Source organism: Geobacillus sp. B4113_201601 (assembly GCF_001587475.1).
Classification (GTDB): Bacteria; Bacillota; Bacilli; order Bacillales; family Anoxybacillaceae; genus Geobacillus; species Geobacillus icigianus.
The window spans coordinates 44,340-58,839 of sequence record NZ_LQYX01000085.1 but is presented as its reverse complement, the minus strand read 5'-3'; the positions used below and the strand labels follow the sequence as shown (position 1 = coordinate 58,839).

Annotated in this window: 15 protein-coding genes and 2 pseudogenes; 4 read left to right on the top strand and 13 right to left on the bottom strand. The window is 53.3% G+C overall.

All coding sequences use genetic code 11. The features are described from left to right. Nucleotides 1-39 precede the first annotated feature (39 nt). From B4113_RS12405 to B4113_RS12390, 4 genes and pseudogenes are all read right to left on the bottom strand, one after another. A pseudogene (locus B4113_RS12405) lies at nucleotides 40-759 on the bottom strand (L-lactate dehydrogenase); the annotation flags it as partial. A 149-nt stretch (nucleotides 760-908) separates the two neighbouring features. Then, nucleotides 909-1,694, bottom strand: coding sequence for an ABC transporter permease (locus tag B4113_RS12400; protein ID WP_033018894.1), 786 nt, complete (start codon nucleotides 1,692-1,694; stop codon nucleotides 909-911). Between the two features lie 3 nt (nucleotides 1,695-1,697). Next, nucleotides 1,698-2,489 (bottom strand): ABC-2 family transporter protein, encoded by a 792-nt coding sequence (locus B4113_RS12395; RefSeq protein WP_061912540.1) that lies wholly within the window; start codon nucleotides 2,487-2,489, stop codon nucleotides 1,698-1,700. Beyond that, a complete protein-coding gene (locus B4113_RS12390; RefSeq protein WP_033844528.1) occupies nucleotides 2,482-3,486 on the bottom strand; it encodes an ATP-binding cassette domain-containing protein in 1,005 nt (334 codons plus the stop codon). The genes B4113_RS12395 and B4113_RS12390 overlap by 8 nt, the downstream gene beginning before the upstream one ends. 219 nt (nucleotides 3,487-3,705) lie before the next feature. On the opposite strand from B4113_RS12390, the gene B4113_RS12385 reads away from it, so the two are divergent. The 3 genes from B4113_RS12385 to B4113_RS12370 all read left to right on the top strand — a co-directional run bounded on the left by B4113_RS12385 (nucleotide 3,706) and on the right by B4113_RS12370 (nucleotide 8,209). Continuing rightward, nucleotides 3,706-4,992, top strand: a complete 1,287-nt coding sequence (locus tag B4113_RS12385; protein WP_033018891.1) for a glutamate-1-semialdehyde 2,1-aminomutase — start codon at nucleotides 3,706-3,708, stop codon at nucleotides 4,990-4,992. Nucleotides 4,993-5,590: 598 nt separating this feature from the next. Further along, entirely contained in the window at nucleotides 5,591-6,649 is a 1,059-nt protein-coding gene (locus B4113_RS12375; RefSeq protein WP_061912539.1) for a hypothetical protein, read from the top strand. A gap of 480 nt (nucleotides 6,650-7,129) precedes the next feature. After that, nucleotides 7,130-8,209: an aromatic acid exporter family protein gene (locus tag B4113_RS12370; protein ID WP_033018889.1), complete on the top strand. Its 1,080-nt coding sequence runs from the start codon at nucleotides 7,130-7,132 to the stop codon at nucleotides 8,207-8,209. A gap of 75 nt (nucleotides 8,210-8,284) precedes the next feature. On the opposite strand, the gene B4113_RS12365 is transcribed toward B4113_RS12370, so the two are convergent. From B4113_RS12365 to fabL, 4 genes are all read right to left on the bottom strand, one after another. Then, entirely contained in the window at nucleotides 8,285-8,818 is a 534-nt protein-coding gene (locus tag B4113_RS12365) for a DUF402 domain-containing protein (RefSeq protein ID WP_033018888.1), read from the bottom strand. Between the two features lie 415 nt (nucleotides 8,819-9,233). Next, entirely contained in the window at nucleotides 9,234-9,440 is a 207-nt protein-coding gene (locus tag B4113_RS12360; RefSeq protein ID WP_200878272.1) for a YgaB family protein, read from the bottom strand. A 229-nt stretch (nucleotides 9,441-9,669) separates the two neighbouring features. After that, nucleotides 9,670-9,861 (bottom strand): gamma-type small acid-soluble spore protein, encoded by a 192-nt coding sequence (locus B4113_RS12355; RefSeq protein ID WP_033018886.1) that lies wholly within the window; start codon nucleotides 9,859-9,861, stop codon nucleotides 9,670-9,672. Between the two features lie 58 nt (nucleotides 9,862-9,919). Continuing rightward, a complete protein-coding gene (gene fabL, locus B4113_RS12350; RefSeq protein WP_033018885.1) occupies nucleotides 9,920-10,669 on the bottom strand; it encodes an enoyl-[acyl-carrier-protein] reductase FabL in 750 nt (249 codons plus the stop codon). Between the two features lie 60 nt (nucleotides 10,670-10,729). Here fabL and B4113_RS12345 point away from each other — a divergent pair, with 60 nt between their 5' ends. Further along, on the top strand, nucleotides 10,730-10,954 hold the full coding sequence (locus B4113_RS12345) for a hypothetical protein (protein WP_031405621.1): 225 nt from the start codon (nucleotides 10,730-10,732) through the stop codon (nucleotides 10,952-10,954). On the opposite strand, the gene mutY is transcribed toward B4113_RS12345, so the two are convergent. From mutY to B4113_RS12325, 5 genes and pseudogenes are all read right to left on the bottom strand, one after another. Continuing rightward, nucleotides 10,951-12,051, bottom strand: coding sequence for an A/G-specific adenine glycosylase (mutY, locus tag B4113_RS12340; protein WP_033018883.1), 1,101 nt, complete (start codon nucleotides 12,049-12,051; stop codon nucleotides 10,951-10,953). The two genes, B4113_RS12345 and mutY, sit on opposite strands and share 4 nt — an antisense overlap. Nucleotides 12,052-12,154: 103 nt before the next feature. Next, nucleotides 12,155-12,829 (bottom strand): annotated as a pseudogene (locus tag B4113_RS12335) (MFS transporter); the annotation flags it as partial. Beyond that, on the bottom strand, nucleotides 12,771-12,947 hold the full coding sequence (locus B4113_RS21225; RefSeq protein WP_369802265.1) for a hypothetical protein: 177 nt from the start codon (nucleotides 12,945-12,947) through the stop codon (nucleotides 12,771-12,773). The gene B4113_RS21225 and the pseudogene B4113_RS12335, both read right to left, overlap by 59 nt. Before the next feature lie 16 nt (nucleotides 12,948-12,963). Then, on the bottom strand, nucleotides 12,964-13,755 hold the full coding sequence (gene fdhD, locus B4113_RS12330) for a formate dehydrogenase accessory sulfurtransferase FdhD (RefSeq protein WP_033018881.1): 792 nt from the start codon (nucleotides 13,753-13,755) through the stop codon (nucleotides 12,964-12,966). A 257-nt stretch (nucleotides 13,756-14,012) separates the two neighbouring features. Next, nucleotides 14,013-14,360 carry a DUF2294 domain-containing protein gene (locus B4113_RS12325; protein ID WP_011229964.1) on the bottom strand — a complete coding sequence of 116 codons (348 nt, stop codon included), beginning with the start codon at nucleotides 14,358-14,360 and terminating at the stop codon, nucleotides 14,013-14,015. Nucleotides 14,361-14,500 lie beyond the last annotated feature (140 nt).

Sequence of the window (14,500 nt, the reverse complement as noted above, 5' to 3'; positions counted from 1 at the left end):
ACCCCTGCATCATACCAAGAGGGCTTTTTTTGATCAAGTCCCCGGAAAAGCTCCTAACGGGAATGCTCCTTTTTTCTCGATAATTTGATAAGCAGCGTCACGAACGTTGGCAAAAATGCGCTCCAAATCCTCCCTTGCCTGTTCTCCTTTCGATTCGATCCACTTGCGGATCGGCACCCCGCCGATGTCAGCCTGGCTCCAGACCGGAAGCTCGGTATCGCCGTGTTCCCCGATAATGTAGGCGTGGACATTCGTCGGGGCGATGGCGAAATACTCGCCTAATAAAAAGCGAAAGCGGGCGGTGTCCAAAATCGTGCCCGATCCGATTACTCGTTCTGGCGGCAGGCCGCTGAACTTCCACGTCGCATATGTTAAAATATCAACCGGATTGGTGGCGACAAGAAACAATCCTTGAAACCCGGATGCCATAACCGATTCAACGATCGAGCGGAAAATGGCGATATTTTTATCCACTAGATCAAGCCGCGTCTCGCCTGGTTTTTGATTGGCGCCGGCGCAAATGACGACTAAATCAGCGTCGCGGCAGTCGCGGTAATCGCCATGCCAAATGTCCGTGGGCTTCGGCGCAAACACTTTCCCATGGTTGAAATCCATCGCATCGCCCGCAGCTTTATTTTCATTCGCATCGATGAGCACAATTTCATCGGCAATCCCTTGGTTCAATAAAGCAAAAGCATAACTGGCGCCGACAAACCCGGTGCCGATGACCGCCACGCGATTTCCTCCTCCGTTTTTCATCGCTGTCTCCCTCCTCATTATTGTGAATATATTCACAAATTATTTTACACGATGAAGCGAGAACTATGCATAAACGATTATGGCAATTGTTTGGCCGTTGTTTGGCATTTTTATGACAGCCTCCGTTAAGCAAAAAACGGACGGGGCAGTCAGCTCCCCGTCCCGCGATACCACCTCACCCCAGCGTTCCAAAGCATGACGGCGATGGCAAAAAACAAGGCGCCGACGACCGGAGTGAAAAACGCGTAGCCATACCATTCTTCCTTGCGGAGAAAATACGAAGCCGGATAGACGCCGACGAAGGCAAACGGCAACACCCACGTTAAAATATAGCGGATGACGCGATGGTAAATATCGACCGGGTAGCGGCCATAGCTGCTGATGTTGTACATCATCGGCATGATGGATGTGCGGGCATCGGCAAAAAAGCTAATCGTCGCCAGCGAAATGAAAATGCCGGCATAAATCAACACCCCGCCGACCACAAGCAAAATAAACATCAAGGCATCATACCAATGGAACGAAAGCGACAAGCGGCTGCCGACATACACCATAATGACCAGCCCGGGCACAGCGCCAAGCAACGATTCGAGCTCCATTCGCTCGAGAATGATCTGAAACAGGCTGTGCACCGGGCGCGTCAACACGCGGTCCATTTCGCCTTGGACAATGTAGCGCTCATTAAAATCCCATAAGTTGAAAAAGGCCGCAAATACGGCGTACGGCACGAGGAAAAAGCCGTAAATGAACAACATCTCATCGCGCGACCAACCGTGAAGGAGCGGCGTATGGCTGAACACAACGAGCAAAAAGATCAAGTTGACGGCCTGAGCCATCAAGTCGGACAGCCACTCTACGAACAAATCGGCACGATATTGCAGTTTCGTCTTCATATATTGCCCCATGTATTGAACAAACACCGATACGTAAAACAACGTTTACCCTCCTTGCACAACGAGACGCCGTTTCGCCGCCCTCCATAACCATCCAAGCGGGAACAGCAACGCGATGCACCACGCCGCCTGCATGAGCAGGCCATCGCGAACGGCGGCGCCTTGGAAGCTTTCCGTAACAATCATGCTCGGGATATAGCTGATCGCCTGAAACGGAAAATAGTGCATCCATCGCTGCGCCCAATCTGGATAAAAGGAAAGCGGCAAAATCAACCCGGAAAACAAGTCGATGATAAACCGCTTCGCCCGCAGCAATCCTTCATTGCGGAACGTAAAAAACGTCACAACCCCCGCGAGCAAGTTCAGCTCGGAAAAAATGATAAAACTGAATAAAAGCGACAGAGCGAAGGCGAACCACGTTTTCGCGTGTTCTGGAAACTGCAGCGGCAAAAAAAGCGATACGACCAAAAGCCCAGGCAATGATAAAAAGAACAGGCGGAACAGCCCCTCGCCAAGCCCTTGCACCGCTTTCATTCCCAAATAGCTGTACGGGCGGATCAATTCCACCGCTACTTTTCCATCCCGGATTTCCATGGCGATTTCGCGGTCAAGGTTGTTAAAATAAAACGCCCGCGCCAGCCAAGAAATGGCGACATACGTCGTCATTTGCTCAAGCGACATCCCTTGCATCGACGGCCTGCCCCCATAAACGGCCGACCAAAGGAAGTAGTACGCCGCAATGTTAATGGCGTAAATGAGAATCCCCGTATAATAATTGGTCCGGTAAGCGAGCATCATTAAAAAGCGGATGCGAATCATTTCCATATACTTATCCATGCACCGCACCCTCTTCGTAAATGTGGCGAACGATCTCTTCCGTCGACGCTTCATAAATCCGAATATCTTGCAGCGGGTAGCGGGCGGCGACGCGGCTGACGACTTCCGGCACTCCTCCCGATGGAACGTGCGCCACCCAAATGTTCGGCTGCTCTCCTTTTTTCCAGACGACATCCAAGTCAACTGTCAGCTCCTGCAAAGACGGAGCGGCCGTTGCTTCTGCGAATGTAAACGCCACCCGTTTTCCTTGTCCCCACTTTTCTTTTAACGTTTCGAGCGAACCATCATAAATGATTTTTCCTTCGTCAAGCATAATCACCCGCTCGCACAGCGCCTCGATGTCTGACATGTCGTGCGTCGTCAGCAAAATCGTCGTTCCGTACCGCTCGTTCAACTGTTTCAAAAACTGACGGATGTTGAGCTTAACAAGCACATCCAAACCGATTGTCGGCTCGTCCAAAAACAACAGCGGCGGATTGTGAATGAGCGCGGCGGCGAGCTCGCAGCGCATCCGCTGCCCGAGCGACAGCTTGCGCACCGGCTTATCAAGCAGCGATCCGATCTCAAGCATCTCGATCACCTCGCCCATATGGCGGTCGTACTGTTCATCGGGAACGCGGTACACTTTTTTCAACAAGCGAAACGATTCTTGAACCGCGATATCCCACCACAATTGCGAGCGCTGGCCGAACACAACGCCGATCGTGCGCACAAATTTCTCCCGCTCTTGATGCGGGTTCATCCCGTTGACGACGATGCGACCTGACGTCGGGGTTAAAATACCGGTCAACATCTTGATCGTCGTCGACTTGCCGGCCCCGTTTTCGCCGATATAACCGACGATTTCACCTCGCTTGACAGCAAAAGAAATGCCGTCAACCGCCCGAACGGTCGTGTAACGGCGCGTCCATAAATCGCGAAACGCCCCGACGAGGCCGGAGCGGCTTCTATGGACTTTAAATTCTTTTCGCAGCTGTTCAACTTCAATGATGTTCATCGTTCTCCTCCCGCCTCTTTAGTTGCCGACTAACAAAGGGGTTTGCCTGTTTTCCGTTACATCGCCATTCATTATACATAAATCATCGTCATTTGCACCTCTTTTGTGTCTCATCCATACCAAAGGGGCTCGTTTGTGCGCGCGAACACCCTAGCCGCAACTGACAACCCCATTATGGTAAAATAAAGGCGCAGTCATCGGAAACAGGAGGATCAAACGATGCAGTGGACCAAATCAGAACAATTCTATGAGGAAGCACTTAAGCACATTGTCGGCGGGGTGAACAGCCCGTCCCGCTCATACAAAGCCGTCGGCGGCGGAGCACCAGTCGTGATGGAACGGGCGCAGGGAGCGTATTTCTGGGATGTAGATGGAAACCGGTACATCGACTATTTGGCCGCCTACGGGCCGATCATCGCCGGCCACGCCCATCCACACATCGCCGCGGCCATCCGCCGCGCCGCCGAGACCGGAGTGCTGTACGGCACGCCGACGCCGCATGAGATTACGTTCGCCAAAATGTTAAAAGAGGCGATTCCGTCGCTTGAAAAAGTACGGTTTGTCAACTCAGGAACGGAAGCGGTGATGACGACGATCCGCGTCGCCCGCGCCTACACCGGCCGCAGCAAAATCGTCAAATTTGCCGGCTGCTACCATGGCCATTCAGATCTTGTGCTCGTCGCCGCCGGCTCAGGACCATCGACATTAGGGACGCCGGATTCAGCTGGCGTGCCGCCAAGCATTGCCCAAGAAGTGATTACGGTGCCGTACAATGATGCGGAATCGTTCCGTGAAGCGATGAACGTTTGGGGCGAGCAAGTCGCAGCCGTATTGGTCGAACCGATCGTTGGCAACTTCGGCATCGTTCTGCCAAAACCAGGCTTTTTAGAAGCGGTGAACGATATCGCCCACCAAACAGGGGCGCTTGTCATTTACGACGAAGTGATCACCGCCTTCCGCTTTATGTATGGCGGAGCGCAAAACTTGCTCGGCATCGAACCCGACTTGACAGCGATGGGGAAAATTATCGGCGGCGGCTTGCCGATCGGCGCATACGGCGGACGCCAAGACATTATGGAACAAGTCGCTCCGCTCGGACCGGCGTACCAAGCGGGGACGATGGCCGGCAACCCGGCGTCGATGCTCGCTGGCATCGCCTGCCTTGAAGTGTTAAAGCAAGAGGGCGTCTACGAACATCTGGATCGGCTAGGAGCCATGCTCGAAGAAGGCATCCTCGCCCATGCCCGCCAATGCGGCCTGCCGGTGACCGTCAACCGCTTAAAAGGTGCGCTCACCGTCTTCTTTACGGAAGAAAAAGTCGAAAACTATGAGCAAGCCCAGCGCAGCGACGGCACGTTGTTTGCGAAATTTTTCAAGCTCATGCTCAAACAAGGAATCAATCTTGCACCGTCCAAGTATGAAGCATGGTTTATCACCCTCGCTCATACCGAAGACGACATCGCCTACACGATCGATGCCGTTGGCAAAGCGTTCCGACAACTGTAACTGCCTCTTTCCTTGCCGAAGCAGGAAGGACGAAAAGCGGCTGTTCCCAGCACGCCGCGCGGAAATGATGGAAGAAAAACCTATCATGAATCGCTAGAACGGGAGGTGGCGGGCCAATCGATTGCCGAACGTGAGAAAAGCGATCATGAATCGCCAGAACGAGCAGAAAACTCGGTCTGTCCACCGACATGTCCAGAAGGGCGCCTTTTCCAAACATTGGGCGCCCTTTCCATCACGACCGAGCCGCTCTTCACTCCTTTTTGGCGATGGAGCACGCCAGAAAACCAACAGTTTATTCCAGTTCGGAAATGACATTGCAAAGCCCGATCCAAGATGAAATCTCCCTCCTCCAAGATGTTGAACGTTTCCCTTTTGCCCCGCAAACGTCCATGCGAGGGGAACACGGCCGTTTTCGTCAAGCTTTTCGACAATTTTGTGAACATGATCCCCCCCTAACCAACGTCCATTGATTTCCTCTGCCCCCCATGGTATGATAAACAACAAATTTTGAAAATTAAGACTCCCCTTTTTCCGTCATGCTTTGAGAGGAGGTGGCCGGCGCCACGGGAGCGCGCGCTTCCGCCTGCGCCTAACGTTCATGGATCAACCAACAGCCAACGCGGCCCAAGCGGCGAAAGGGCAGCCCGCCTTTTTCGCGGCGGTCATGGAAATCAACGGGATGGGAACAAAGAGCCATACGAACGCCGTCCTAGAAACGCTCACCGGCTGGAGCCAATCGGCCGACCGACACTGTCGTGAAGCGAATATTGCCGTTCAATTTGATATTCCGCGCAAGCTGTGGATGGATAAGCTCGCCAACGCCGGACAAAACCCGGAAATTGCCGCCAACGACCATTTCATCGTCGGCCATGTGCTTCTTTCCTGCTCCGCCCGTCCGGAGCCGATTCAAGCGGGCCTGCGCCAACTGATCAAACAGTTCGGCTTCACCCTGCTGTTCGAATCGACTCGGCCATCTTGGCAAAAAAATTCCTTGTTTTGGCAAGTCGCCATGCTGCCGAGCGATGTGTTTTCCCTATCCGATCGCTTGTTCCGCCTAGCAGTCGCGATGGAGCGGCAAACGGATGTCCGCGTCGCTTCGCTCAGCCATCTCCACGTCATCTACGAAGCGAACACCGTGGACGAATTGCGGCGCGACCTAGATGTATCCCATCCGTTCTTCGCCTCATCGGCTGCCTTTGCGTATACCCAAACGGCAGATGCGCCTCATGGTTATCGGCGACTTGGGGCAGCAGGCCTGCTCGTCGATGGCGGCGAGACGTCCGCTTCATCCGTGGAAACGCTCGTCTACGACAATGGCTACAGCTTGCTCGAGGCGGCCGCGCTTGTGTTGACGCCAGAAACGGTCTCGTCCCCGCCGCGGCCGTACAGCAGATGCATCGTCGCCAGCTTGGATCATGAAGCGATATGGCTGGCTGAAACGGAAGGGGCGCTGTGGAGAACGGAATCGCTTTCCCGTATCTTCATCACTACTGAACCGTACGGCGACAACGCCGAGCCGTTGCCCCCTGGTCGGCCGTTGGCTCTTGTCCGCTCGGCCGCTGGATCATTGCTGTGGCTTGAGGGAACCCGCTTCCGGCAAGAAGTAAACGCCCGCCTTTCCAACCGCCGCACCCCTCGCCTTCCCGTCACGTTCTAAACTTTCGGCAACGAGGGGCTGCCCCAAAAGGTCGCCTTCTTTCAAGATAGGCACAACATATAGTGCAGCAGAAGCAGTCAGCACGCATATATAGCGACGAAAGAGGGCGTCCCGGTCCTTTTGGGCCACCCTCTCTCTCATCGCTATATAGAGGCACTAACTGCTTCCCTGCCATACGATTATGCTCTGTCTTTCTTGAAGCGAGATCGCCTTTTCGGTCTGCCCCTCTCTCACCGCTATATAGGCGCTAGCTGCTCCTTTGCCACACGATATGCTCTGTCTTTCTTGAAGCGAGATCGCCTTTTCGGTCTGCCCCTCTTTTATTTATGCCAACTCCTTCTGCCACCTGATAGGGTTGCTATCTTGAGGCAGACCATTTTTTTGGTCACCCCCGTTCTATTTTTTCCTTGAACTCATATAGAAAAGTGTGTATAGTACTGAATGGTTCAGGAAAACGAAAAAGGAGAGTTTTGATCATAGATGAAACTCGGTGCCCGCATTTTGAAAACGGGGATTGCCGTAGCGCTGGCGTTGTTTCTCGGGGCGCTCTTTCATTTTCCGTCTCCGGTGTTTGCCGGCATTTCAGCGGTGTTCGCGATGCAGCCGACCATTTATCGTTCGTATTTATCGCTGATCGAGCAAGTGCAAGCGAATGTGATCGGCGCCTTGTTTGCCATTGCCGCCGTTCTTATTCTCGGCCGCGATCCGCTGATCGTCGGGTTAACGATCATGATTGTCATCGCCCTTTGCCTGAAAATGCGCCTCGAATCCTCGACGATTTCGGTCGCGCTCGTGACCGTGATCGCGATTATGGAATATACCGACCGGCAGTTTATCGAGTTTGCGGCCATCCGCTTTCTCACAATCATGCTCGGGCTTTTTGCCGCTTTTCTTGTCAACTTGATTTTTTTGCCGCCCAAATATGAAAAAAAATTGTATGAAACAATTAGCGGCAAAACAGAAACAATTTTAAAATGGATTCGCCTCCATAAACAACAGGCAGCCGATCATCATCGCTTAAAAGACGAGATTGAAACATTGCATGAAGAAATGACAAAACTGGATCATCTGTATTTCATGTATAAAGAAGAACGCACGTACTTCCGGCGCCTGCGCTTCCAAAAATCGCGCAAGCTCGTGTTATACCGGCAAATGATCATCGCCGCCCATCGCGCGTTGTCCGTCTTGAAATGGCTTCATCAGCTCGAAAACGAGTTCACCCGCTTGCCGGCTGAACTCCGCGAAGCCATTTGCTTGCACCTTAGCCACTTGCTCGACTATCACGAACAGCTGTTGCTGAAATTTATCCATAAGGCCAAACCGCTCCCCCACGACAAAAGGGCCAAGGAAATCGGCCGCCAACGCGAACGGCTCGCCTCCGCTCTTTACGCTGGCGGCGAACCGCCTGCTGAGTATCGGTTGTTTTCGTTGATTGGAGCGCTCATCGATTACGGGGACCGGCTTGAACATCTCGACAAACTTGTTGACAGCTTCCATCATTATCACTACGATGATAAACTTGAAAAAGAGCTCGAAAAGGCAACAGGCGGCCGCTCGTAGCGGACCGCCTGCTTCACCCGAAAAGCAGAAAAAACCTGCCAGCGGTGCCGAACAGGCTTTTTTCGTGCCGCTATGTTATCTTTGATACGCTTGGAACGTTCCGTACCACTTGTCGACAAACTCGGGGGCAAACGGCCCTTTCCGCTCTTGAATCCAACCAATGAGCTTATGGACGTTGTTTTTTAAAATGCGATCGATCACTTCCGGATAGTTCATTTCACGACGGTGACGCTCGTACTCGTCTTCGTCAAGCAGCATATACGTCATGTCTGGAAACACCTTAATATCCAAGTCGTAATCAATATATTTCAGCGCCTCCTCGTCCCAGACGAACGGCGAGCTCAAATTGCAGTAATAATACACGCCGTCTTGGCGGATCATCGCAATAATGTTAAACCAGTGCTTGGCGTGAAAAAAACAAATCGCCGGCTCGCGCGTCACCCACGTCCGGCCGTCCGCCTCCATGACGAGCGTTTTGTCGTTGGCGCCGATCACATATGACGGCGTTCCTTTGAGCACGACGGTTTCCTGCCAAATGCGATGAATCGTCCCATTATGCTTATAACTATGGATTTGAATGATTTTCCCTTCTCGAGGGTGCGTTGGCATCATTCTTCCCTACTTTCCAATGGGAGCTTTTTCTTTCCCCTATTATACCTTGTTTCCTGCGCAAATGGAAAGAAAGCGAGTCCGCTCGCCGCGCCGAAGCGGCCAAACGAGCGGTGGGAAACAGCCATCTCGCCTCATGAAACGCCTAGGGGCTGGTGATTTAGTGCCAAATACTACTGATTCCATCCATTTCTCAATGAGAGAAACCTTGCAGAATCAGCTTTCTTTTCTGAATGAAAATGGCTGCCGATCGGTGTGTGACATCGGTTTTTCACCGGCCTTCTAGATGGCTGGTGAAAAACGGTTGTTTCTTTTGAGCAATGGGGGGGAGCGTTTGAAAGACGATCCTGATGCGACAAGGCTTTTCTATTTGAGAAACAGACTGGATAAGCGGCTTGCTCCCTGCTCCCTTAAATCACCGGCCTTCTAGAGAAAGCTGGGCGAAAAAGAGGCGCCGAATGTCTTCCACCTGCTGTCTCATCCGTCGAACCTCCTCGCGAAGAGCGGCGGTCGGCGCTTCATGCTCAAGCTCTTCCAACTGGCGGGCGATCTCTTCACAACGTTGCATTTCATGCCATAAAAACAGCGCGTCATCCTCTGCGTCCGCCCATGCGTACCCCATGTTCTCTCCCCTCCCGTTGACCATGCGTTTTTCTTATCCGTTCGCGGTTCGATGGAAAAATCCCTTGCACGAATTTTGCGCAACCGTGACTGCTTTTGTCGACAAAAAAGCAGAGGCGTGCCGCCCCTGCTTTTTTCGTCTCTCCTCGTTCGGCCAGTTCTTGCTCCCGCTTCCGCAGCACCCGCTGCCATCGCTTAGGGGCAAGCCCTAGCCGTCGGTGATGACTCGTTTATCGGTTGACGTTTTGCGCTTTGCGGGCTTCCGCTTGCGCGTTTTGTTGTTTGACGTGTTGCACGTCCGTCTCAGCCGCAAACTCAGTGCCGAATTGGCCAGCTTGAGCAGCTTGAGCCGATTGTGCGTTTTGTTGTTTTACTTCTTGAATGTTCGTGCCAGCAAATGTTTTGTTCGTTTGTTTGGCCATTGTTCTCACCTCCACATCCCTTACTGTGCCCCGGAGGTGATCGTTCTATCCGCTGTCGTTACAACAGTAAAGATCTTCCACCGTCGACAATGATCGTCTGCCCCCGGATCATCTCAGCGGCATCGGACAATAAAAACATTACGGCATTGACGAGATCTTCCGGTTTGACGGGGCGGCCGGCCGGCGTGTTCGCCGCGGCGTCAGCGAGGAGCTCATCGCGATTCGGGAAATGCTTCAGCGCATCGGTATCGACCGCTCCGCCGGAAACGGCGTTCACGGCGATGTTTTTCGGCGCCAGCTCGACCGCCAAGTAGCGGGTCAGCGCTTCAAGCGCCGCTTTCGAGACACCGACCGCCGTATAGTTTTCCAAATAGCGGATCGACCCGAGTGAGCTGATGCTGACAATTTTCCCGCCGCCGACTTGCTCCATTCTTTTAGCTGCTTCCTGCGCGCAAAACAACAGCGCTTTGCTGTTGATGTTCATCGTCCAGTTCCAATGTGTTTCTTCTAATTCCATCGCCGGACGCAACACGCCGGAGGCGGCGTTGTTCACGAGCACGTCGACCCGCCCAAACGCCTCATCGACTTGGGCGAACATGGCGCGAATTTTCTCAACGTCGCCAACGTTCGCTTTCACGACGAGCGCTTTTCTCCCGAGCGCTTCAATTTCACGCGCCGTTTCTTCGGCGGCGGTTTTGCTGCGGGCGTAGTTGATGACAATATCGTATCCTTCCTTGGCCAACCGCAAGGCGATCACTTTGCCGATACCGCGGCTGCTGCCGGTGACGACTGCTACTTTTCCGCTCATGTTTTTCCTCTCCTTTACGTATAATATAGCCGAATTCCGCAAACAAAGGAGGCGCTGCCTATGTATGTCGGCCGGGACATGACCGAGCTGGCGATGATTCCGAAAACGGAATGGACCGATGACGAACTTGCTTATTTTCATCATTCATTCCAACAAATCGCTCCGTATTTAAACGTCGAAGGGCAGACGATTCACCGGGAAATCATCGAAGAGATCGAAGCGCGCGGCGGCCTTGGGCGCCGTGAAGCAACGTATACACACGGCACGATGCCGGTGCCGGATTAATCGGGGCGGCGCATTTGGCCCGCCCATTTTTTGTATTCGCGCCAAACGCGCTGCTGGGACACCGGAAAAGCGTGCGCTTCGAGCTCATCTTCAGACACAAGCCGAAGCGGCTCTTTGACGGACCGGCTGCTGATCAGGCGACCGGGAAAGACCGTCAACTTCCAGACTAAATGGGAAAACGCGTGCTCCAACGAAGCGATCGCTTCTGTCAGCTCCGCTTGCAAGCCGTATTGTTCCCCAACCATTTGCTCAAGCGTCTCTTTTCCATCTGCACCGGCCGTTTCGCAGCTCGGAAATTCCCATAAATTCGCAAGCAAGCCGGAGCTGTCGCGCTTGCGGATGAGCACGCGGCCTTCCTCATCGGCTAGCACCGCCACCGCGAGCGGCACTTGTTTGACCGCTGTTTTTTTCGTTTTTACCGGCAGCTCTTCCGCTACCCCTTCGGCAAACGCCCGGCAGTAGGTTTGCACCGGGCATAGCAGGCACGACGGGCGGCGCGGCGTGCAAACAAGGGCGCCAAGCTCGATCAACGCCTCATTGAATGCCCCCGGATGTTCGTACGCCATGATTTCGCGGATCAGTTGTTCAAACCGTTTTTTCGTTGATGTTTTCGCAATGTCATCTGTCACGAGAAACAGACGCGACAAGACGCGCATCACGTTGCCATCGACCGCCGGCTCCGGGACGCCGTAGGCGAGGCTCAACACCGCCCCGACCGTATACGGCCCGACTCCTTTCAGCTTGGAAAATTCATCGGGATCGTCCGGCACTTTGCCGCCGTACCGCTCTTTGACTTCTTTCACCGCCGCGTGCAGATTGCGCACGCGCGAGTAATAGCCGAGCCCTTCCCACGCCTTCAGCACCTCGTCCTCCTCAGCGTCAGCGAGCGCCTCCAGCGTCGGGAACCGCTCGATAAACTGCTCAAAATACGGAATGACCGTCTCGACGCGCGTCTGCTGCAGCATCACCTCCGACACCCATACTTTATATGGGTCGCGGTCTTTCCGCCACGGCAGGTCGCGGCGCTCGCGGGCGAACCAGTCAAGCAAAGCGCGCTGAAACGCGCGCGCTGGAAATCGCTCTGTTTCCTTTGTCATGCAATGTTTCCCCCATGATGCCTATAATCAATATCCACTTTATTATAGCAAAAAACCCCCGGCGTGGCTTGCCGCACGCCGAGGGAGCAAAAGGACATCGTTCTCAACTTTCCTTGGCCGCCGAAACATAGGCGATTTGTTCATGTTGGGCGCGCAATCGGCGAATATCGATGCGCACGAGCAGCGAGATGATGAAAGCGATGACAAACAATCCGCCAAAAAAGGCCAAACTTCCTTCGTACGAACCGGTCGTGTCTTTAATATACGCGGCAAACATCGGTCCGACGAGTCCAGCCGCGGCCCAAGCGGTCAAAATATAACCATGGATGGCACCGAGCTGCTTTGTTCCAAACAAATCGCCGATATACGCCGGAATACAGGCGAATCCGCCGCCGTAGCACGTATACACAATCGTCAGCATCACCACAAACAACCATTTGATGGACACGTTCGGCAACAGGAAGAAAATCAAAATTTGCAAAACGAAAAACGCCGTATACGTATTGGGACGGCCGATATAATCCGAAGCCGACGCCCAGCCGATGCGTCCCAACCCGTTAAACACTCCGATGGCGCCAACTAATGCCGCCGCGGCGGCTTGGCTGATGCCGATGCTTTCCACTGCCAGCGGTTTCGCCACCGCCAAAACGGCAATGCCGCATGTCACATTAATAAACAGCATGAACCATAAATACCAAAACCGTCTTGTTTTCACCGCCTCATTGGCCGTAAGCTGCGCCAAATCTAGCGAAGGTTTCGCTTTTCCGGCCTTCACTTTGGTCCGACCAACCAAACAATTGTTTTAGCGGGTTGGTAAAATTGCTCCATGCATACACCGACCCAATCGAAAGATGAATGCCAACGGCCGACAGCGCAATGAGCCAACGGTTTTTCATCGCCTCTTTTCCCCTTTCATCCACTGATAATCCGATTCTCATGCGTATACACGTTAAACGCTTGTCCGCGCAAAAAGCCGACCACAGTGATGCCGAGCTCGTCGGCGAGATCCAAAGCGAGCGTCGTCGGCGCCGACTTCGAGAGCAAGACGCTCACGCCCATTTTCGCCGCTTTTAAAAGCACTTCCGACGAGACGCGGCCGCTGAATACAATCAACTTGTCTTTCATCGCCACTTGATGGCGCAGGCAATAGCCGTACAACTTATCAAGCGCATTATGACGCCCGATGTCGGAACGGGCGACGACTATCCCATTCGGTGTAGCGAGCGCGGCATTGTGCAGCCCCCCGGTCGCCGCAAAGTCCGTCGACTGATCGTGTAGCGCTTCCATGAGGCGAATGCAGTCATCCGCTTTCACGGTAATGCCGCCGACAATCGTTTTCGCCGTTTTCATATCGTTGTAAAAATAAAACTGGCGGCTTTTTCCGCAGCACGAGCCGATGAACCGCTTCGCATAAAACTGTTTGGCCGGCAGTCCCCCTGCGGCGAGCTCGACGTACGCAAACCCCCGCTCGCCATCGATCGTCATCGCTTTGATGTCGCTATACGTCCGAATGACTCCTTCCGCGGCTAAAAATCCGCTCACCAGTTCATCGAGATGCGCGGGCGTGCAAACGATCGTCGCAAACTCCTCGCCGTTGACCATTATGGTCAACGGAAACTCGAGCGCGATCTCGTCCTCTTCCTCAACCAAGCGGCCGTCCCGGTATTTCACAATCAGCCGCCGCTTCGCCGCAAATCCGCTCACCCTTGCCATCCCCCTTTCCCCCAAAATAAAACCGCCACCTTCCGGACAAAGGCACTGTTTGCCCCTGTCAGCGAAAAGCGGCGGTAGTTTGCGCCCAGCGCTTCTGCAGCGAAACCAACGCACATCCGTTTTCGAAACTTGCCAACCAACCGAACAGCCGCGGCTAGCCGGCCAAGCTTCTTTTAGTTTGACCTTGTTTACACTCATAAGCATACCATGAACAGCGGGGAAAGACAACCGTTTTGTTCACAAATTTGTCACAATTCAATCGGTTTTTCAAACACGAATACGGACACGGCCATATCTTCTTCCACTTTAATGTCGCTGAACAAATAAAGAAGCTTCGAACCGATGAGCTCTTCCATGCCGTCCGGCACATGTTGAGCGTACACGTCTTGAATCATTTTCGTTCTCGCCGCGTGCACCATCTCCCGGCCTTCCGGGGTGCGGGCGATAAATTTTTCCGTCGGCGTTAAATTGCCGTGCAAAATCGTAATCGCCAAGTTGTCGACAAAATACGTTTTAATCCGTTCCGGCCCTTTGCCAAACAGCTGTTTGCGTACTTTGCGCACAATGTCGTTGAAAGCGGCTTCTTTTTTAGACATTTTTCTTCCCCTTTCCGAAAGCCACCAGAAAAAGTTCCGGCCCATCCATTGTGTTCTTCGTTTTGCCGTACTATAATAAACTATAGCAAATGTATCCATAGTGGAAAAATCATAAGGCAAGGTCATGACCTTGTGATTTT

Coding starts and splice junctions, on each gene's coding strand:
- B4113_RS12395 (WP_061912540.1), bottom strand. CDS start 2,489: ATGGATAAGTATATGGAAATGATTCGCATCCGCTTTTTAATGATGCTC.
- B4113_RS12390 (WP_033844528.1), bottom strand. CDS start 3,486: ATGAACATCATTGAAGTTGAACAGCTGCGAAAAGAATTTAAAGTCCAT.
- B4113_RS12385 (WP_033018891.1), top strand. CDS start 3,706: ATGCAGTGGACCAAATCAGAACAATTCTATGAGGAAGCACTTAAGCAC.
- B4113_RS12375 (WP_061912539.1), top strand. CDS start 5,591: ATGGATCAACCAACAGCCAACGCGGCCCAAGCGGCGAAAGGGCAGCCC.
- B4113_RS12370 (WP_033018889.1), top strand. CDS start 7,130: ATGAAACTCGGTGCCCGCATTTTGAAAACGGGGATTGCCGTAGCGCTG.
- B4113_RS12365 (WP_033018888.1), bottom strand. CDS start 8,818: ATGCCAACGCACCCTCGAGAAGGGAAAATCATTCAAATCCATAGTTAT.
- B4113_RS12360 (WP_200878272.1), bottom strand. CDS start 9,440: ATGGGGTACGCATGGGCGGACGCAGAGGATGACGCGCTGTTTTTATGG.
- B4113_RS12355 (WP_033018886.1), bottom strand. CDS start 9,861: ATGGCCAAACAAACGAACAAAACATTTGCTGGCACGAACATTCAAGAA.
- fabL (WP_033018885.1), bottom strand. CDS start 10,669: ATGAGCGGAAAAGTAGCAGTCGTCACCGGCAGCAGCCGCGGTATCGGC.
- B4113_RS12345 (WP_031405621.1), top strand. CDS start 10,730: ATGTATGTCGGCCGGGACATGACCGAGCTGGCGATGATTCCGAAAACG.
- mutY (WP_033018883.1), bottom strand. CDS start 12,051: ATGACAAAGGAAACAGAGCGATTTCCAGCGCGCGCGTTTCAGCGCGCT.
- B4113_RS21225 (WP_369802265.1), bottom strand. CDS start 12,947: ATGAAAAACCGTTGGCTCATTGCGCTGTCGGCCGTTGGCATTCATCTT.
- B4113_RS12325 (WP_011229964.1), bottom strand. CDS start 14,360: ATGTCTAAAAAAGAAGCCGCTTTCAACGACATTGTGCGCAAAGTACGC.